Raw genomic sequence first — 20,045 nt, forward strand, 5'->3', positions numbered from 1 at the left:
CCTGGGGATAGCTCGGGTCGAGCGGCACATACGCGCCTCCAGCCTTCAAAATCCCCAGCAGGCCAACTATCATCTCAACACTGCGTTCGACACAGATCGCCACCCGGTCGTCGGGCTGCACGCCCAAGCCGATCAGGGTGTGCGCCAGTCGGTTGGCGCGCGCATTCAATTCACCATAGCTGACGCTGGTCTCTTCGTACACCACCGCGATCGCTTCCGGATTGGCTGCTGCCTGCGCTTCGAACAGTTGCTGGATCAGTTGGTCCTGCGGGTAGTCCGCTTGCGTCGCGTTAAAGCCAACCAGCAGCTGCTGCCGTTCGCTGTCGCTTAACAGCGGCAGCTCTTCAATGCGCGCGCCAGGCCCTGCCACGATGCCTTCCAGCAGGCGCGTAAAATGGCCCGCCATGCGTGCTATCGTTGTCTGATCGAACAGATCGGTGTTGTATTCGAAGGAGCCCAAGAGCTGGCCCGCTTCTTCGGTGAGGTTCAGCGTCAAATCGAACTTGGCAGTCATGCTGTCGCTTGCGACCGGCTGCAGTATCAAGCCGGGAAGTGCCAAAGTGCCCATCGGTGCATTCTGCAACACCAGCATGACCTGAAACAGCGGGGCGTGACTCATGTGACGTTCCGGTTTCATGGCTTCGACCAGTTGTTCGAACGGCACATCCTGATGAGCATAAGCTTCCAATGCCGTACGACGCACCTGTTGCAGCAAGTCGGTAAAAGCAGGATTGGCGTCAAGCCTGGCGCGCAGCACCAGGGTGTTGACGAAAAAACCGATCAGCGATTCAATCTCGCTGCGATTGCGATTGGCGATCGCCGCGCCTATGCAAATATCGGTTTGTCCGGAATAACGCGCCAACAATACCGCAAACGCGGCATTCAAGGTCATGAACAGTGTGCTCTGCGCCTGTTCGCCCACGGCGTGCAAACCGGCAGTGAGCGTCGCCGGCACCGTAAAGGGCAACATGGCGCCGCGATAGCTTTGCACGCTTGGCCGCGGCCGGTCGGTCGGCAACTCCAGCAAGCTTGATGCACCGTTCAACTGTTCAATCCAGTAACCCAATTGTTGCTGCAGCACGTTTCCGCTCAACCACTGGCGTTGCCAATAGGCGAAGTCGGCATACTGAATAGCCGGTTCCGGCAACGGTGACGGCTGGTCTTGCACGTAGGCAGCATACAAGGCGGCCAATTCCCGTACCATGACGCCCATCGACCAGCCGTCGGAGACGATATGGTGCAGAGTGAGTAGCGCGATATGCTCTGTCTCGCTCAGACCGAGTAAGCGGGCGCGAATCAAGGGACCGCTGACCAGGTCGAACGGCGTTTGAGCCTCGTCCTGGGCCAACCATTGCGCACAGGCTTCGCGCTCGGCATGCGGTAGGTCGGACAGATCGCTGACCGGCAGTATCAGTTCCAGCGTCGGCGTGATGATTTGCACCGGTGTGCTATCGATCAGGGCAAACGTCGTGCGCAAGACCTCGTGGCGGCGCACGATGTCGTTGAGGCTGCGGCTAAAGGCGACGATGTCCAGGTTGCCAACCAGACGTACTGCCGCTGAGATGTTATAGAACGCACTGCCCGACTCCAACTGGTCGAGGAACCACAGTCTTTGCTGTGCAAACGATAGCGGCGGCGATACGCTACGATCGGCGGGTACGATGGCCGGCGCCATAAATTCGACGTGTTCTTGCTGGGCTAGGCCGATCACCTTGGCGAGCCCTTCCACAGTGGGCGCCTCAAACAAGGCGCGCAGCGGCAATTCAAGCGCAAACACGGCGCGCACCTTGCTCATGACTTGCGTGGCCAGCAGTGAATGGCCGCCCAGAGCAAAAAAGTTGTTAGTGATTGAGATTCTTTCTATATCAAGGAGTTCTTCCCAGATTTTTGCCAACTGAACTTCTGTTTCAGTTTGCGGAGCACGGTAAGCGGATATGCTCCTCGTTTCATTTACTTTCGAATGTTGCGACTCTCTCCACGCCCATATAGTGGAAAACTCCTCCGCGAAAAACAATTCCTTACAGCGCAGTCTTTGAATCTTCCCGCTAGATGTGCGCGGAATACGACCCGCTTTCACCAAAAGAATCGCGGCAATATTGAAAACCTCGTGTTGTTCGGAGATTTCGGCACGCAACCTGCTTACTAAATCTTCAGTAATAGGTTTTTTACGCGATTCAATTTCCTGAATAATTACCAATTGCGATGCACCGTCATCATCCAGTGCAAATACAGCGCCCCCATTGGAACGGAATGCCGGGTCGAGCTTTACGACCGTCGCCTCAATATCTTGCGGGTAAATATTGCGCCCATTAAAGATCATCATCTCTTTAATGCGGCCTGTAATATACAATTCATTGCGATGAATGAAGCCTAGGTCGCCGGTGCGCAGGTAAGTCGCTTTCTGGCCCGCCACGCATCCCGAAAACGTATCCTGGCTTTCTTCCGGCCGCCGCCAATACCCCTGCGCCACCGACGGACCGCGCACCCAAATCTCGCCCACGGTGTCGCTCGCATGACGGTTCAGCGTGATTGGATCGACAATAATGACTTGATGCTCGGCAGATTCCGCCAGGCCGGTCGAGACGAGTTCAATCCGGTCCGACGCATCTCCTGTGGCTTCTATCGTATTCAAGGACAACGCTGCCTTGCTGACACTCAGTGTAGCCGGCAATTGTGCAGCTTGTTTCTGTGTGTTGGCCGAGACCAGAAGTGTCGATTCCGCCAAGCCATAGACGGGGATGAAGGACTCCGGCCGCAATCCGCATGGCGCGAACGCTTGCGCAAAGCGCTTCATAGTGTCCGCTCGTATCGGCTCCGCGCCATTCAACGCAAATTCAAGCGCGCTCAAATCGAGCTCTTGCTTTTGCACTTCGGTGATCTTGTTGACGCATAACTCATAAGCAAAATTGGGGGCCGTTGTGATCCGCCCCCGATAATCTGACAATGCTTTCAGCCAGCGGTAAGGGCGAAGCAAAAAAGCCGCTGGTGGAAATTGAACGCTATGACAACCCGCATACACCGGGTATATGATTGTGCCGATCAGTCCCATGTCATGATGCGGCGGCAGCCAGGACACCACAACCTCAGATGACGTTATGCTGAATGTCGCGTGAAGCTGGCGAACGTTGGCCAGGATGTTGGCATGACTGACCATGACCCCTTTGGGTGCTCCCGTTGAGCCGGAGGTGTATTGCAGAAAAGCAGTGTCCGATGCCTGCACGTTCGGGCACTGCCAATGATCGGTTTCGTCCGACAAGGCGTCAGTTGCCAACCAGGTCAAGTCGCTTGATATTCGACTAGAGTCGGTGCGCCATTCACCAATGCGCTGCTCAATCTCGTCCAAGGTCAACGCAACGCGTGGTTCCGCGTCCTTGGCCATGAGTTGCAGTCTTGGTAGAGTGCGGGCATTCGCAGGCGGCAATGCCGGCACTGCAATCACCCCAGCATAGACGCAGCCAAAGAACGCCGTGATGTATTCCAGACCAGGCGGATAAACAAGTAATACACGATCTCCCGACTGGGTCAATTTCTGGAGATGGGCCGCGATGCAGCGCGCTTGCCGGTCTAACTCAAAAAATGTGACCGCGCCGCTGATTTGCTCACCGTCTTCCAAATAGGTGAATGCCGTATGTTGTGCAGTGCCAGAGTCGGCGCTGGCACGAAATTGCAGCAATTCAAGTAACGTAGAGCACGGAGCATGCGTGAGCGAATCCATATTGGCCTTGGGATATTGCGAGTTGGTGAGGGCGTGAGGGCGTGTTAAATCACGACTGGCTTGAACCAATCAAACCAATCGATGCAGTCACAGAGGAATTCAACGAACGACAATGCCGGCTAGACTATGCCTTGCTCGTCGGAAATGTATTGCGCTGCCGCCCTTCCTTAGTTCAACGCGGCGGCCGTTCGTTTTTGCAGTGAGAGCGGTCGCATATCCGTCCACACCTCTTTGATATAGTCCAGACAGGATGCTTTCGAGCCTTGCTTGCCCGCCTTTGTCCACCCCAAAGGCATTGCTCTATCAGCGAGCCAGATCGAATACTGTGCTTCTTCATTGACGACGACTTCATACAATGCTTCAACGGCCTGATCTTGAAACGACATGCGGACCTCTTCAATTGATGATTAAATATATCGCAATCATATGTCCATTTGTCAAATGAACATATGGCAATTGATTTTATGTAATTTTTTATATTTGCGCAACCCTTGGGTGGCGCCCGGGCTGATCACGCCGCCGAGGACGCAGCGTCTGCCGGACGTCCTGACGTGTTCGTTTGCTGGCAGGATTGACCCTCTCAGTTTGCCCCTCCGATTGTGCCCCGCAGCGTGGTGTATGAGTTGTGATTCCTGGGAGACCAGCCTGTTTGCCGACCAGGAACGCGAAGCGAAGCTGAACAAGCTTGGCGATGCGTTGCGTGTGATGGAGCAGCATGTCGATTTCGCGGCGCTCGCCGCAGCGGTCGACCGCGCAGCGCCACGCCCCAGCCGTGAGCGCGGTGGTCGCCCGCCATTCCCAACCGAACTGATGGTGCGCGTGCTGCTGATTCAGCAGTTGTTCAACCTGAGCGACGAGCAAATGGAGTGTCAACTGCTCGACCGCCTGAGCTTCCAGCGTTTTGTGGGGCTGCGCAGCAGCAGCCAGATCCCCGACCGGACCACGATCCGGACCTTCAAGGAACGCCTGATCCAGGCGGGTGCCAGCGCCAGCATTTTTGACGCGCTCAACCGCCAGCTGTCGACGCCAGCATCGTGCAGACGCCCAAACAGTCGATCAACAAAGAAGAGAAAGCCATCGTGGCCGAGAACGCGATGCCGGCCGATTGGTCGCCGGCCAAGCGGCGCCAGAAAGATATCGAGGCGCGCTGGACCAAGAAGCACGGCAAGTCCTACTTCGGCTACAAGCTCTCGGCCAACGCCGACAAGCGCTACAAGGTCATTCGCAAGATCAAGATCAGCACCTGAACTGGAAAGTCGCCGCATACAATCTGCAGCGCCTTTGCTACCTGAAGGAGGCCAAGATCGTGGCGTTCTGACGCCCGAGGTCCGCCCGGACTGCCGAAAAAGGCGGATTCGGATAACAAAGTTGCCATGACCCTGACCAGGTTGGCGACGTGATCGCTCTCTACGCCGCTATTTTTTTGTCCTCATCCTCGAATCTCCAGTTATTCGAGGTGCCCTAGCGTGAATTGGCGCAGGAAATCGACGCTGCTGCGCTCACCCATGCCACCTTAGAGATACAGCTCCCAGCGCGTGAAAAGAAACCGCAAAACAAGCGAGTGCCGAATTAAATTTTGAACTGCACCCCTTTGAAAGGCGATATCGCGCAAAACAGACCAATCGAAAGCCCAAGTCGCGCGATAATATTTTGCGTTTTTGGCGATAATCTTGCCATCACCTCACAACACAACATCAGGAGATCGCATGAAATTGAAGCATATTGCAGCCGCCGTCAGCCTCACTCTGCTGGGCGCAGCCGGCGCCCAGGCGCAGGACACCGTGGTCAAGATCGGCCATAGCGGCCCGCTGTCCGGCGCCCAGGCGTTTTCGGGCAAGGACAACGAGAACGGCGCGCGCTTGGCGGTCGAGGAACTGAACGCCAAGCCGATCACCGTGGCCGGCAAGAAGCTCAAGTTCGAACTGCAATCGGAAGACGACCAGGGCGACCCGAAAGCCGGCGTGGCCGCTGCCCAGAAGCTGATCGACCAGGGCGTCAAGTACGTGGTCGGCCCGTACAACTCGGGCGTGGCCATTCCCGCATCGCGCGCCTACAACGACGCCGGCGTGTTGATCGCCACCGTCGCCACCAATCCCAAGATCACCCAGCAGGGCTACAAGGGCCTGTTCCGCGTGAACGCCAGCGACTCCCAGCTGGGCACCAAGATGGCGCTGTACGCGGCCAATGAGCTCAAGCTCAAGACCGTGGCCGTGATCGACGACCGCACCGCCTTCGGCCAGGGCGTGGCCGAGGAATTCAAGAAGCAGGCCAAGGCCGCCGGCATGACCGTGGCCGGCCACGAGTTCACCACCGACAAGGCGTTCGACTTCACCGCCATCCTGACCAAGCTCAAAACCAAGAAGGTCGAAGCGATCTTCTTCGGCGGCTACGCGCCGCAGGGCGCACCGATGGCGCGCCAGATGAAACAGCTGGGCATCAATGCCAAGCTGCTGGGCGGCGACACCATCTGCACCGCGGAGATGGGCAAGCTCGGTGGCGACGCCGTCGGCGAAAACGTCCTGTGCTCGCAGGGCGGCGCCATCCTCGACAAGTTTGCCAGCGGTCCGGCCTTCAAGGCCAAGTACAAGGCGCGCTTCAAGCAGGACCCCGACGTCTACGCCGCGGCCTACTACGATGCGGCCATGATGTACGCGCAGACGATGGTGAAGGTGAACTCGATCGATCCGCAAAAAGTGGGAGCCGCCATCAGCGCCGGTTCGTACAAGGGCGTGGCGGGCACCTACTCGTTCGACGAGCATGGCGACATGAAGCAGTCGCCGGTCACCATCTTCAACTTCAAGGGCGGCCAGCCGGTTCCGCTGACCACCTACTGATGTAGCGCGCCGTCGCCCTGCACGGCGGCGACGGCGCTGTTCAGTATCTCCAGCGCCTGTTCCATGTCGAAATCGCCGACCGCCTGTTCCAGCTTGCGGTAATGCTGCGGGAACGCGGCGGCCAGCAGCGCGCCATGTTCCACCAGCAGCCGTTCGGAGCGAGCGTCGTCGTCCGCCAGCAGCGCGCCCAGTTCGCGCACCACGGCGTCGCGCTGTTCGGGATCGACTTCCACCTTTTCCAGTTTCGCTTCCGCCGGCAGGCATGCGACGATCGCCGCCACTTGGCCGGCCAGCACGGATTCAAGCTGCGCCAGCTGCGGCGCCAGGCGCGCCGACAGCACGGCGGCGCCGGCCTCCCCCACCGCCGCAGGCGACAGCGCATGTTCGGCTTCGCCGGCCAGCACCTGCAAGGCGCTGGCGCCGATATTGCCGGCCAAGCCCTTGAGCGTGTGCGCGCCGCGCTCGGCGCCGGCGCGGTCGCCGGCCGCGATCAGCGCGGACATCTCCCGCACGGCGCCGGCCTGGTTGGCCACGAAGCCGCGCAGCATGGCCAGGTAGCGCGGCCGCTTGCCCAGCACGCGGCGCAGTCCCGCCACCATGTCCAGGCCCGGAATCTCGTGCGGGAAGTCGTCCGCCGGCGCGGCTTGCGGTTCGGGGCTCGATTCGGGGCTCGGCTCGTGCGCCGGTTCGTGCGCCGGCAGCGCGTGGCGCGGCGGTATCCAGCGCAGCAGCGCGCGCCACAGGTCGTCCGGTTCGATCGGCTTGATCACAAAGTCCACCATGCCCGCCTGCGTGCACAGGTCGCGGTCGGCCTGCATGGCGTTGGCCGTCATCGCCACCACCGGCAGGCCGTCCAGCTGCGGCAAGGCGCGCAAGGCGCGGGTGGCTTCGACGCCGTCCATCTCCGGCATCTGCATGTCCATCAGCACGATATCGTATTGCTCGCGCTGCGCCATCGCCACCGCCTCGACGCCGTTGTTGGCGATGTCCACCAGCAGTCCGGCATCGGCCAGCAGCTCGGACGCCACCTGCTGGTTCAACTCATTGTCCTCGGCCAGCAGCACGCGCGCGCCGCGTAGGGTCGCCAGCGCCGCCAGCGTGCTGACCGGCGCCGGACGCGCCAGCGCGCTGTCGTCCACCTCACCGCCCAGCAGGCGGATCAGGGTATTGAGCAACACCGAGGCGTTGACCGGCTTGATCAGCACATCGTCGATGCCGGCGCCGTGCGCCTGCTGTTGCACTTCCTCGCGCCCGTAGGCCGTGACCATCATCAGGCGCGGCGTCTCCTGCAAACCCAGCGCCTTGATGGCGGCGGCGGTCTCGATGCCGCTCATGCCCGGCATCTGCCAGTCCAGCAGCACCACGGCCAGCGGCTCGCCGGCTGCGGCGGCCTCGCGCACGATGGCCACCGCCTCGGCGCCGGACGCCGCCACCTGCACATTGAAGCGCATGCCGCGCAGCAGCTCGGCGATCACGCTGCGCGCGCTGTCGTTATCGTCCACCACCAGCAGGCGGCTGCCGCGCAGGTCCGGCGACGGCAGCAGCGAGACCCGCTCGTTGTGGCCGATCTCCAGATGGGCGGTGAACCAGAAGGTCGATCCGTGACCCAGTTCGCTCTCGACGCCGACCTCGCCGCCCATCAGCTGCGCCAGTTTCTTCGAGATCGCCAGTCCCAGGCCGGTGCCGCCGTACTTGCGGGTGGTGGAGGCGTCGGCCTGCTGGAAACTCTGGAACAGCTGGCGCATCTGCGCTTCGCTCAGGCCGATGCCGGTGTCGCGCACGGCGAAGTGCAGCAGCACGCGGCGCTCGTCCTGGCTGCGCACGCGCACCGTCACCGCCACCTCGCCCCGCTCGGTGAACTTGACGGCGTTGTTGGCGTAGTTGATCAGGATCTGGCCCAGCCGCAGCGCGTCGCCCACCAGCGCGGTCGGCACGTCGGGGCCGACATCGAACACCAGCTCCAGGCCCTTGGCGTTGACCTTGTCGCCGATCAGCGTGGCCAGGTTTTCCAGCAGCTGGTCAAGCTCGAACGGCTGGTTCTCCACTTGCAGCTTGTCGGCCTCGATCTTGGAGAAGTCCAGGATGTCGTTGATGATGCCCAGCAGGTGCTGGCCGGCGCGCTGGATCTTCTGCACATAATCGTGCTGGCGCGGCGTCAGGCCGGTCTTCAGCGCCAGGTGGCTCATGCCGATGATGGCGTTCATCGGCGTGCGGATCTCGTGGCTCATATTCGCCAGGAACAGCGACTTGCTGCGCGTCGCGTCTTCGGCGGTCTGCTTGGCGGCGCTCAGCGTCTGCGCCGCCGTGTGCTCGGCCGTCACATCGGCCAGGTAGCCGTTCCATACTTCCTCGTCCGCCTGCTGGTGCACGCAGGTGCAGTGGATATCGACCCAGCGCGCCGCCACCATGCCCTGCGCGCCGAACTCCATGCGGCGGTGGATCGACCAGTGCTGGCGCGCGCTGTCGGCGATCTGCTCCAGCAGGCCCGCGCGGCCGTCGGGATCGAGCAGCGCGAACAGCATGGCGCCGTCCTCCAGCACGTCGCTGGCCTGCAGGCCGGTGATGGCGGTGATGGCGGGACTCATGAAGCGGAAGCGCGGCTGGCCCGCCGCGTCCATCTGGAACTGGTACACCGCCACCGGCAGGTTGTTGGTGATCTCGCGCATGCGGCGCTCGTTCTCGAAGCGCAGGCGGCGCGCGCTTTCGGCGGCGCGGGTGCGGCCCGTCACCACCATCCCGCACAACCAGACCGCGCCGATGCAGGCCGCGGCCAGCATCAACTGGTTCCACAGCGGCAGCCACTCGCCCTTGTCCTGCATGATCACCACACGCCAGGCGCCGCCGTCGTCCGGCCAGTTCAAATCGGTGCTGGCCAGCGCGTGGGGCCGGCCCTGGATGCTGGCCTGCTTGCCGACTGGTTCAAACGGCAGCGGCAAAGGACCATCGCCGGCGAACAGCTCGCCGAACTGCTTTTCCTTTTCCAACTGGGCCAGGCGCGCCGGCGCGATCTTACGGGACCGCGTGAACAGCCATTCGTTGCGGTTGGTGGCGAACACCACGCCGTCCGGCGACAGCAGCAGCACCGGGTCCTTGCTGCGCGCGAGGATGCGGTCGACTTCGGCCGCCGGCATCTTGATGGTGTAGACGCCGGCGATGGGCGTGTCGCGCGAATTGCCACTGTAGACCGGCGCCGCGAAATACAGCCCGCGCTCGTGCGAATTGCTGCCGATGGCGGCATAGACATTGGCTTCGCCGGCCAGCGCGCGCCGCACGTAGGGGCGATAACGCAGACTGCGGCCGACGCCGATGGCCTTGCCCTCTTTGTTGAGGTAAGCGGTGATGGTGCCCTCGCCGTTCAGCACAAACACGGTGTCGGCGCTGTATTGATCGATGACGGCGGCGAAGTCGACGTGCAGCCGATAGGCGTCGGCGGCCAGCTCGCCGGACAGCAGCAGCTTGACGCTGTCTTCCACCAGTCCCATGAGAATGGCGCCGCCCATCACGCGGCCGTCGGTGGAGTCGATCTGGATCTGGCGCGCGATATCGTCCGCAGCGGCTTTCAGGTCGCGGCTGTGCTGCTGGAACACCACCTGGCGCTGGATCAGCACCGCGCCGCCGGCCAGCAGCAGCGCCAGGGTGACCCAGCGCATGGCCTGGCGGCCCGGCAGGCCGCGTCGACGCAACTGGTCCCACGCTGCGCGCCATGTGCGCAAGGGCGGCTTGGGCGACAGCGGCGCCGTCTGCAGGGGTACTCCGTCGGAAGATCCGTTCATGTCGCCTTGCGAAGCATAGGGATTTGTCAATGGATTATAGCGGAAAAGTGTTGCCCCAACGCTTCCCCGGCGGCCGATTATGTGCTTTACTTGGCTAGCCAAAATACCAAGGTCCCGAATGCCGCGCATGCCCTTCCGCCCCGTCCTACGCCTGCTGCTGTGCGGCGCACTGGCCTGCCTGCACGCCGCGCCCTTGCAGGCGGCGCCACGCCCGCTGGCCTTCACCGCCGTCGATTCGCTGGGCGCCGACAGCCGCGCCATCCTCACCATCCTGCAGGACCGGCAGGGCTTCGTCTGGATCGGCACCATCGAGGGCGGCTTGTTCCGCCACGACGGCCATAAGCAGGTGCGCTACATGAACGACCCGTCCGACCCGCATAGCCTGCCGGGCGGCCGCGTCACCGCGCTGTACGAGGACGAAACCGGCAAGCTGTGGATCGGCACCGACGAAGGCTTGGCGCGCTTCGATCCGGTGGCCAACAACTTCACCCGCCACGTGCCCGCCGGAGGCCCGAACAACGCGCGCATCGTGCGCCGCATCATCGCCGACAACAAGGGCGGCATGTGGGTGGCGACATGGGGCGGCCTGCAGCACTTCGACCCACGCAAGGGCAGCTTCGTCATCTACCGCCACGACGACGCCAAGCCGGACAGCCTGCTCTACAACGACGTCAACGCCATCGCCGTGGACCACCAGGGCGGCGTGTGGACCGCCACCTGGCCCGGCGGCCTGGATTACCTGGCGCCCGGCGCCACCGGCTTCCAGCACTTCCGCGTCGACGATCCGGAGCATCCCAACCCCAAGGCCAACGACGTGCGCGCCCTGTACTTCGACAGCGCCGCCACGCTGTGGATAGGCTCCGCCGACGGCCTGGTGACATGGAAGTCCGGCCAGCCCTGGGACAAGCGCGAAGCGCTGCCGGCGCAGGCCAAGCGCGTGACCGACATCGACGAGGACCGCGCCGGCGACCTGTGGATCAGCACCCGCACCAGCGGCCTGCTGCGCTGGGACCGCGAGCTGCGCCAGTTCCAGAGCTACCGTCATCGCGCCGAGGATGCGCATAGTCTCAACAGCGACGCCATCAACACCACCATGCGCGACCGCAGCGGCACCTTGTGGGTAGGCTCGCTGACCGATGGCGTCAGCCGCGCCAACCTTGGCTATCACGGCTTCGAGCGCTTCGTCCCGCGCGATATCGATCCCGACTTCGTCAAGTCCAGCAATTTCGTGCGCAGCGTCGGCGCCGCCGCCAACAACCGCTTGTGGCTCGCGCTGGACGACGGCCTGGCGCTGTTCGATCCGGCCAAACGCGAGATGGTGCGCACCTGGAGCGCCACGCCCAAGCGGCCGGGCGCGCTGAGCTCCAACGTCATCTACAGCACCTACCAGGCGCCGGACGGCGTGCTGTGGATCGGCACCTCGGAGGGCTTGAACCGGCTGGACACGCCGGATGCGCCGCTCAAGGTGATCCACTTCGGCAGCAAGACCACGGACTTCATCAACACCATCGCACCGGGACGCGGCGGCGTGCTGTGGCTGGGCACCGGCACCGCCATGCTGCGCTACGATCCGGCCAGCGGCGCGATCGAAAGCTACGCCCACGACGACAAGAACCCGGACAGCCGCAGCGTCAACGGCGCCACCACCGTGGTGGAAGACAACGCCGGCCGCGTATGGAGCGGCGAGTTCTATCGCGGCGGCGGGCTCGATATGCTCGATCCGGCCACGGGAAAATTCCGCCACTTCCGGCTCGATCCCAACGACCCCACGAGCCTGAGCAGCGACCGTGTCAGCAGCCTGCACCTCGATTCCGACGGCAGCATGTGGGTCGGCACGTCCAAGGGCTTGAACCATGTGGTGGCCGGCAAGGACGGCGCATTCACCATCACCCGCATCCAGGAAAAAGGCGATCTCGGTACGCGCCTGATCGAAGCGATACGCTCGGATAAAAACAGCATGATCTGGGTGACCACGGCGGCGGGACTGAGCAAGATCGATCCGGTCTCCGGCACCGTCACCGAATACTCGGTGGAGGATGGCCTGACCGAAGGCTTCTACATGGACTCCGCCGCCAACAGCAGCAACGGCTTCCTGTACTTCGGCAGCAGCAGCGGCGTCACCGCCGTCAACCCGACCATCCACAGCAGCGCCTCGCGCCCGCCGCAACTGGCGATCACCGATATCCGCGTGTTGAACCGTTCGCTGGGCGGCAAGAACCCTCCGGAGGACGTGGTACTGGAAGGCAGCCTGACGCAGCCGCGTTCACTGAGCCTGCCGTGGATCGCCAACACCATCTCGATCGAATTCGCCGCGCTGCATTTCGCCGAACCGCGCAGGAACGCCTATTCCTATTGGCTGGAAGGCTTCGACAGGCAACCGGTGCAAGCCGATGCCAGTCATCCGGTGGCGACCTACACCAACCTGGCGCCCGGAAAATACCACTTCCATCTGCAAGGCAGCAACAACAAGGGCGTGTCCAGCCGCGACGAGATCATCCTGCCGATCACGATCACGCCGCCGGTGTGGCAAACGTGGTGGGCGCGCAGCGCCGTGGCGGCACTGGTGGTGGGGCTGCTGTTGCTGCTGTTCCGCTGGGCGGCACGGCGCCTAGGCGCGCGGGCCCGCGAGCTTGAGACACTGCTGCGGGAACGCACCGAGGCGCTGCGGGTTGCGCAGCACAAGCTGGCCAACCTGTCGGCCACCGACAGCCTGACCGGCATCGCTAACCGCCGCTGCTACGACGACCAGCTGGCGCGCGAATGGCGCCGCGCGGCGCGTGAAAAGAAGCTGGTGGCGATTGGGCTGGTGGAGATCGACCAACTGGGCGCCTACCGCGACCACTACGGCCAGCAAGCCGCCGACGACGTGCTGCGGCGGGCGGCCAATGCGCTGAGCGGCGCGGTGCAGCGGGCCGGCGATCTGGTGGCGCGCTACGGCGCCGATCAATTCGCCTTCCTGGCGCCAGGCACCAACGGTGACGAAGCGATGCTGATCGCGCGCCGCATGGAAGCGGCCATCGGCGCGTTGAACCTGCCGAATGTGAAAGCGCCGTCGGGTGGCATCAGCGCCAGCATCGGCGTAGCCTCGCTACCGGCGGCGCAGGACGATAATGCCGAGGACCTGGTGCTGGCGGCCGACCAGGCGCTGTACCGCGCCCGCTCCGAAGGAGGCAAGCGCAGCGTGCTGGCGCCGCAGGACAACGCGGCGCAGACGGCTTAGGACAGCTGCAACTCCCAGTAGCCGACATCGATCCAGCGATCGAACTTGCGGCCGACCTGCTTGAAGTGGGCAACCTTTTCGAAGCCCAGGCTTTCGTGCAGCGCCACGCTCGCTTCGTTGGGTTGGGCGATGCCGCCTATCGCCATGTGGATCTCACGCGCGCGCAGCTCTTCCAACAGCGCCTTGTACAGCGCCGATCCGATCCCCTTGCCGCCCTGCCCGAACGCGACGTAGACGCTGGTCTCGGCGGCGAAGCGGTAGGCGCTGCGGGCGCGCCACTTGGTCGCGTAGGCGTAGCCCAGCACTTCGCCGTCCTGTTCATGCACCAGCCATGGCAGCCCGGCGGTGACATCGCGGATGCGGCCAGCCATGTCCTCCGGCGTGACCGCATGCTCCTCGAAGCTGATGGTGGTGGTGGCGATGTAGTGGTTGTAGATGGCGACGATGGCTGCGGCATCGTCTGGGATAACGGGTCTGATCATTGGATTCAAAGATAGCGGGTTTCGGTGGGTGGCGATATCCAGTTATCGGCGCGGCCGTCGACATAGGTGATGGGCGTGCCGGCCAGGTCCTCGTCGCTGACGCCATCGAGGCTGGCGACGTTGACGCCATAGAATACACCGTAGCGCGGTGAGTTGCCGATGCCGTAGGGACGCACGCCGCAATGCTTGCAAAAGTGGTGATGCTCGTTCCTGGCGCCGAACTGGTAGACGTTCATCTCGGCCTCGCCGGCCAGCAGGCGGAACGTTTCCGGCTTAGCCATCACGGCCCAGCAGCGTATCTTCAAACAGAACGAGCAATTGCAGCGCAGGCTGCCCTGGCTCAAATCGAGGTCCGCCTCGAAGCGCACCGCGCCGCAATGGCAACTGCCGTGGTAAGTTTTCATCATCTGCTTCAGTTCCGCGCAAGCCGAAGGTCGTCGATCACGGGAATAATGGCCAGCGACAGCAGCGCCACCGCCAGCGGCAATGTGGAGATGTAGCCCAGGTATTTGAAGCCGAACGCGCCGGCCAGTCCGCCGAGCAGGAACATCGCCAGCAGGGAGCTCAATAAGCGCAGCTTGTCGCGGTCGGCCACCACCTTCACCGGCGACGTCCTGTCGTTAAAGTAAAACAGTTTACCCAGTTCGATGCCGATGTCGGTCACCAGGCCGGTCACGTGGGTGGTGCGGATTTCGGCCCGCGAGACCTTGGTGATGATGGCGTTTTGCAGCCCCATCACAAAACACAGCAAGCCCACGATGGCGCGCACGTGGCCGGAGGCGCCAAGACTGGCGCCCATCAGGCCAAAGCACAGCAGCAGCGCCGCCTCCAGTATCAACGGCAAGGCATACTGGCTTTGCGCGCCGCGCCGACCGCCCCAGTTGATCAGGATCGCGGAAGTGCCAGCGCCCAGCAGGAACGCCAGCAGCGCCTCCAGGCCCGCCAACACCACGCGCACCTCGCCCATGGCGGCGCTGTCGGCCAGCGACGAGACGATGCCGGTCATGTGCGATGTGTACTGGCCCACTGCGAAAAAACCGCCGGCATTGACCGCGCCAGCCACAAAGGCCAGCGAACGACCAAGGCGGCGGTTGCTGATAATGGTGCGTTGCGGGCTGGTTAAGGCCCGCAGGTAGTGCATAGGCATGGTTGGCCTCCTCCTTACTGTCGGCCCAACCATTGTATGCCATCAGATCACTTGAGCGTTACTCCCCAGTTCTTCTCCACGCACTTGGTGTAGTTTCCTGCGATCAGAGCGCTGTACGGCGTTTGATAACTCACCAATTGGCATTGGTAGTCGCCGCCGCTGCTCCAGTTCTTCTCCCAGTAGATGTTGTACGCCGCCGAACTGGCTCCACTGAAGCGCTGCATCGTCGCGCAGGACAGCTGCTCGCTGCCGATGTTCCAGCCCAGGTCCGCCGCGAACTGCTTGTAGTAGTCGATGCGGTTCTGCGCTGCCGCCTTCTCGGTGCCGGTGCCGCATTCGGCGTTGATGATCATGATGGTGGTGGCGAAGTTGTTACCCGCGCCGGCCGCCTTGTCCGCCGCATTCGGCACCCACGTCCCGTCCAGCACATGCAGCATCGATGGCTTGGGCGGTTGCGGGTAGACGAAGAAGAACGTCGCCGAGGCGAGGTTCAACCAGGTCGACGCCACCAGGTCTGGGTTCTTCAGCAGCACCGATTGGTCGCCGTTGTACATCACCTGCGAGAACGGGCCGTAGTTGTAGTTGTACGAGAGCTGCTTGGCGCCGCGGCCGTAGTACTTCTTGAACGTGCCATCCGCGTTTTTACCGCAGGTCCAGACGGTGTTGAACACCGGGTCCGAGCATTCGACGTTGTAGCCGCAGTTGGTGCCGGTTTCGTCGCAACCCATCTCGCGCAGATACTTCAGGCCCTGCCGCCATTGTGGCAGCGGCAGGCTGGCGTTGTGGTCGCCCGTCTCCTGGGCGAAGTGGGCGAACATGGTCGCCAGCGAGTGGCGGCAGATGGCGTCCGCATCGCGGCCGTCGGTGTAGTCGCCGCAGATCGCCGGAAACTTGGCCACCGCTTGCAGGAAGCGTCCATACGTATAGCTGGGCTCACGGATGCCGAAGTAGTAGTCCCACTTGGCCGACGTCAGCAAACGCTCCACCCGCTTGACGTTGGCCGGGTTGGCCGCCGCGCCGGGCGATACGGCGTCCACCGCGGCGTTGTCCAGCGTACGGATCGACGCCTTCACGGTGCGGAAGAAGTCGTTGTTGGTCAGCTGGGCCTCACGCGCCTCGGCTTGCGCCTTGGTCGGCACGCCGCCCGGTTGCGGCGTGCCGGGATCGGTCGGCGTTGGATCGGTGGCGTCGGTGATGTACTTCCACGGCCCCCACGCATCGGTGGGGTTGGGCGCGGTGCCCTGCACCCACCATTTGGCTTCGTACTGCTTGCCCTGGTAGATCGCGCACATGCCGGCGGTGTAGACCGCCGTGGCGGTCCATGCCGGACATGCGGTGGCGGCGGCGGTGGAAATGCCGCCGGAGAGTACGCGCGGAGCGCTGCTGTCGGCCTGGCCGCCGTCGCTGCCGCCGCCACAGGCGGCAAGCAGCAAGGCGCTCAGCACAGCGATGCTGTGAACTGATTTCATCGCGTCCCCTTATTTCAGCGCGACCGGCAGGCCGGGATACTCGTCGCTCAAGGCGTAGCGCACGCCGTTCACCGTGACCACGTAGGCGGACGGCCCAGAGATCGGCAACGAGTAGTTCAGCGTCAGCGACACCGAGGCACCCGGCGCCAATGTCTGCCATGTCGGAATCGTGAACTTGGCGTGATTGAAGCTGGCCTTGAAACCGCCGATGTTGTTCGGCCCCGAGTAGCCGGCCTTGGTCACCACCAGGCCGTAGCCCGACTGGTCGCTCATGTTGGCGGGGGCCGACACCGGATAGTCAAACTCCACCACCGAGCCGCCCGGGATGGTGACGGTGGTGTTGTTTGTCACCGTCATCACCGGGTTGATCGGGTAGTTGCTGTCACCGAGCTTCCAGCCACCCAGTGCGATGCTGACCTTGGCGCTGCTGGCCGGCATCGCCGATTCCGCCCGCGTGGCGCCGTAAGGGCTGGCGGTCTTGAAGGCGTTGTAGATGTTGGTGGTCAGCGTGTAGCCCATGAAGTACTCGCCCTTGCCGCCGTTCTTGCTGGCGTCCCAGGCGTAGTCGCCGGCCAGTTCCCAGATCATGATGCCGCCGATGGCGTTGTCGATCACGTACTGGGTCTTGGCCGCCATCGATTGCGCGGTCTCGGTGGAGATGAAGACTTTGCGCGTGGCGTTCCACAGCCACGGCGCCGCCATCGTGGCGCTGTAGTTGGCGGTGTAGGTGCCGGTGATGGTTTTCTCGGTCACGCCGTAGACATCCAGGTAGTCCGGCACGATGGCGTTTTGCAGGTTGAGCGCGTGCCACAGCGGATTGCCGCCGCCGGGGACCGGCTTGCCGTTGGTATCGAGGTCGTACCAGACGTTGTCGATGCCGACCGCGCCGGTGCCGCAGGTTTTAACGCCGGCGCAGGCGACGGTGTCGTTCACCAATGGCGTGGTTCCCCACAGGCCGCTGGTGCCGCCGGTGACGTCCTTCCAGCCGCGCGTGTAGTACGGCACACCGATATTGATGCGGCCGGCCTGCAATGCGCCACGGTAGTAGTGGTAGGCCCAGTCGACGTTCAGGTAGCCGATGCCGCCGTAGGAGTAGGCGTTGCCGGCTTTGAGTTCGGCGTCGTTGCCGTCGTCGAACAGCGCGGCGTTGGGACCGACGTACTGGTTCCAGCCGCCGTGCAGGTCGTAGGACATCAGGCTGGCGTAGTCGAGGTACTGCAGGCCGGAGAGGTTTTCCTCGCCGCGCAGTATCCATCCCGACGCCGAGCCGGCGATGGTCAGCATGTAGTACTTGTTGTCGGCGACGGCTGCGGTGTCCAGCTTTTGACGCACGGTTTTCAACAGCACGTTGTAGCTCTTCATCAGGCCCGCCAGACGCGGCTTGGAGAGCGTGAAGTCGAGCGGGTTGCCGGCCTCGTTGTTGGTGGTCGGGTGCTCGTAGTCGATGTCGATGCCGTCGAAGAAGGTGTATTGACGGAGCACGGCCACCATCGAATCGGCCAGCGTGTTGATGCCTGCGGTGTTGAGCGAGCCGTCGGCGTTGGTGGTGGCGGTGTAGTAGCCGCCACTGCCTGCCCAGCCGCCCACCGACAACATGACCTTCACGCCGGGGTAGCGCTTCTTGTATTGGGACAGCAGGTTGAAGTGGCCTTTGTACGGCAGCGACGGATCCATCGCTGCGGCGGGGATGGTCGGCCAGGTCATGCCGGTGTCCGGGTTGTTGGCGCCGCTGCCCAGCTGGACTTTTGCGTTGGCATCCACCGAGGCGAAGGCGTAGTTCACATGGGTGATTTTGTCCCACGGGATGTTGTTGACCAGGTAGGACGGCGTGTTGTTCGCGCCCGTGCGCCAGCTGGTGAAGTAGCCGACGATGCGGCGGTTCAGGCCATTGGCAAGCTTCTCGCGGCCGTTGGCGTCATACACGCCGCAGTAGTTCACGTTCGGCACCGGCGAGGCCAAGCCGTCGGGACGGCATGCGGCCGGCGTTGGTGTCGGAGTGGGCGTAGGCGTAGGCGTCGGAGTTGGCGTCGGTGTCGGCGTTGGAGTCGGCGTAGGCGTAGGTGTTGGCGTAGGCGTAGGTGTTGGAGTCGGCGTCGTGGAATCCAGCGCCCAAGGTCCCCACTCTTCGGTACCCGGCACATTATTCTGCGTCCACCACTTGGCCTTGTAGGTGGAGCCGTTGTAGGTCACGCACATGCCGACCGTGTAGATCGCGCTGGACGACCATGCCGGACAATCGGCGGCCGCAGCGGCGGTCTGTATCCCGCCCATCAGTTTGGGCGCGGTTGTCGCGCTTTGAGGGTCGGAACCGCCGCCACAGGCGGCGACGGCGCTGCCGATCAGCGCCAGCATCAATAAGTTATGTCGCATTTTGTCTCCCGTATTTTAAAAATCGTGATTGTTCGGGTAATGACTGTAGAAGTCGTTGTCCCACTTGAAGTGGGTGGCAGAGATGGTGATGGTGATATCCAGCGCTTCGACGAAGTGCCACCAACCGACGGGCAGGAACAGGATCTCGCCTGGTTCCAGCACGCAGTCGATGACCGGCACGTCTGCCATCATCGGAAAACGCTGCAGGTCGATGTTGCGTCCATCGACCGGGGTAAAGCAGTGGCGCTGGTTGTATAGCTTGGGCGTATCGCAGGGAGCGATCAGCCGCACGCGTTTGCGCCCCGCGATCTGGATCATGAAGTTGTTGGTCAGGTCGTGATGGAACGGCGTGATAGTGCCGGCCGGACCAAACCAGAAAAAGCCGCGCCCTGCCGGGTCCAGATATTCCGGCAGCGGCGGCGCGTCGGCCATCAGCTCCTGCAGCGACTCGCGATTCTGGCCGTCGTTGTTGGCGGTCATGTAGAAATCGTTGGTATGGCCGCTGTCGCGCACCAGGTCCACGTACTCGCCGAAGCGCATGCGCCGCTTGTGCGACTGGCTGTTCATCTCGTAGTCGGGATCGGCGCTGCGGCCGAACTGCACTTCCACCATGCGTTCGCCCAGCTGCTCGCCGAGATACTCCAGCGTCCACTTGCTGCGGGCGGCGCAGTCGTCCAGCATGCCGGTGATGATCACCGGCAGGTTGCGGCGGTAATGCTGTTCGAGGAAGGCCGCACCGGAAAGGCGCTCCCGGCGCGGTACCTCGGTCGGCGCCAGCCGGTTCAATTGCGACTGGATGCGGAGCACCCAATCGCGCTTGGCCAGCCGGTTGTGCAAACGCGATACGCCCTGCAGGTAAGGGCTGCGCAACGCGGCGGCGACCTCCGTGTTGGCTTCGCGGGCGCCGATGCCGGACTGGGTCAGGATGCCGACCAGTGTATCCGGCCGGATGCCGAGGATCAGGTTCTCGGCGATCCAGCTGCGCCATGCGTCGGTGACGCCGATGGTTTGGACAACGGCATGGCGCTTCATGGC

12 protein-coding genes and 1 pseudogene are annotated in these 20,045 nt (G+C 63.1%); 4 read left to right on the plus strand and 9 right to left on the minus strand.

Features of this window, described 5'->3' with window-relative positions; genetic code table 11:
• Window positions 1–3,715, minus strand: a 3,715-nt coding sequence (locus tag KVP70_RS30420) for a condensation domain-containing protein (RefSeq protein ID WP_217946126.1), incomplete at its 3' end; no start/stop codon positions are given.
• Window positions 3,716–3,882: 167 nt separating this feature from the next.
• Window positions 3,883–4,101 carry an MbtH family protein gene (locus KVP70_RS30425; protein ID WP_217946127.1) on the minus strand — a complete coding sequence of 73 codons (219 nt, stop codon included), beginning with the start codon at window positions 4,099–4,101 and terminating at the stop codon, window positions 3,883–3,885.
• A gap of 319 nt (window positions 4,102–4,420) precedes the next feature.
• Here KVP70_RS30425 and KVP70_RS35860 point away from each other — a divergent pair.
• The 3 genes and pseudogenes from KVP70_RS35860 to KVP70_RS30435 form a co-directional block, all read left to right on the plus strand.
• Window positions 4,421–4,621 (plus strand): annotated as a pseudogene (locus KVP70_RS35860) (transposase); the annotation flags it as partial.
• Window positions 4,622–4,749: 128 nt separating this feature from the next.
• Entirely contained in the window at window positions 4,750–4,962 is a 213-nt protein-coding gene (locus tag KVP70_RS34500; RefSeq protein WP_262311811.1) for a hypothetical protein, read from the plus strand.
• Window positions 4,963–5,421: 459 nt separating this feature from the next.
• The gene (locus KVP70_RS30435; RefSeq protein WP_217946129.1) at window positions 5,422–6,549 is read left to right on the plus strand and encodes a branched-chain amino acid ABC transporter substrate-binding protein; all 1,128 of its coding nucleotides are present in this window, start codon (window positions 5,422–5,424) and stop codon (window positions 6,547–6,549) included.
• On the opposite strand, the gene KVP70_RS30440 is transcribed toward KVP70_RS30435, so the two are convergent.
• Window positions 6,543–10,322, minus strand: a complete 3,780-nt coding sequence (locus tag KVP70_RS30440; RefSeq protein WP_217946130.1) for a response regulator — start codon at window positions 10,320–10,322, stop codon at window positions 6,543–6,545. The two genes, KVP70_RS30435 and KVP70_RS30440, sit on opposite strands and share 7 nt — an antisense overlap.
• A gap of 127 nt (window positions 10,323–10,449) precedes the next feature.
• Between KVP70_RS30440 and KVP70_RS30445 the strand changes: the two genes are divergently transcribed.
• Window positions 10,450–13,542, plus strand: a complete 3,093-nt coding sequence (locus KVP70_RS30445; RefSeq protein WP_229225196.1) for a ligand-binding sensor domain-containing diguanylate cyclase — start codon at window positions 10,450–10,452, stop codon at window positions 13,540–13,542.
• Here the strand turns inward: KVP70_RS30445 and KVP70_RS30450 are convergent.
• Genes KVP70_RS30450 through KVP70_RS30475 form a run of 6 tightly spaced genes read right to left on the minus strand, consistent with a single transcriptional unit; the run spans window position 13,539 to window position 20,042 of the window.
• Window positions 13,539–14,024, minus strand: coding sequence for an arsinothricin resistance N-acetyltransferase ArsN1 family B (locus KVP70_RS30450; RefSeq protein WP_217946132.1), 486 nt, complete (start codon window positions 14,022–14,024; stop codon window positions 13,539–13,541). The two genes, KVP70_RS30445 and KVP70_RS30450, sit on opposite strands and share 4 nt — an antisense overlap.
• Before the next feature lie 5 nt (window positions 14,025–14,029).
• Window positions 14,030–14,431, minus strand: coding sequence for a GFA family protein (locus KVP70_RS30455; RefSeq protein ID WP_217946133.1), 402 nt, complete (start codon window positions 14,429–14,431; stop codon window positions 14,030–14,032).
• Window positions 14,432–14,436: 5 nt separating this feature from the next.
• Window positions 14,437–15,171: a YoaK family protein gene (locus KVP70_RS30460; protein ID WP_217946134.1), complete on the minus strand. Its 735-nt coding sequence runs from the start codon at window positions 15,169–15,171 to the stop codon at window positions 14,437–14,439.
• A 47-nt stretch (window positions 15,172–15,218) separates the two neighbouring features.
• On the minus strand, window positions 15,219–16,640 hold the full coding sequence (locus KVP70_RS30465) for a glycoside hydrolase family 19 protein (protein WP_229225197.1): 1,422 nt from the start codon (window positions 16,638–16,640) through the stop codon (window positions 15,219–15,221).
• Between the two features lie 9 nt (window positions 16,641–16,649).
• Entirely contained in the window at window positions 16,650–19,010 is a 2,361-nt protein-coding gene (locus KVP70_RS30470) for a chitinase C-terminal domain-containing protein (RefSeq protein WP_304515532.1), read from the minus strand.
• Window positions 19,011–19,025: 15 nt separating this feature from the next.
• Entirely contained in the window at window positions 19,026–20,042 is a 1,017-nt protein-coding gene (locus KVP70_RS30475; protein WP_217946135.1) for a cupin-like domain-containing protein, read from the minus strand.
• Window positions 20,043–20,045 lie beyond the last annotated feature (3 nt).

Source organism: Duganella violaceipulchra (assembly GCF_019166075.1).
Taxonomy (GTDB): Bacteria; Pseudomonadota; Gammaproteobacteria; order Burkholderiales; family Burkholderiaceae_D; genus Rugamonas; species Rugamonas violaceipulchra.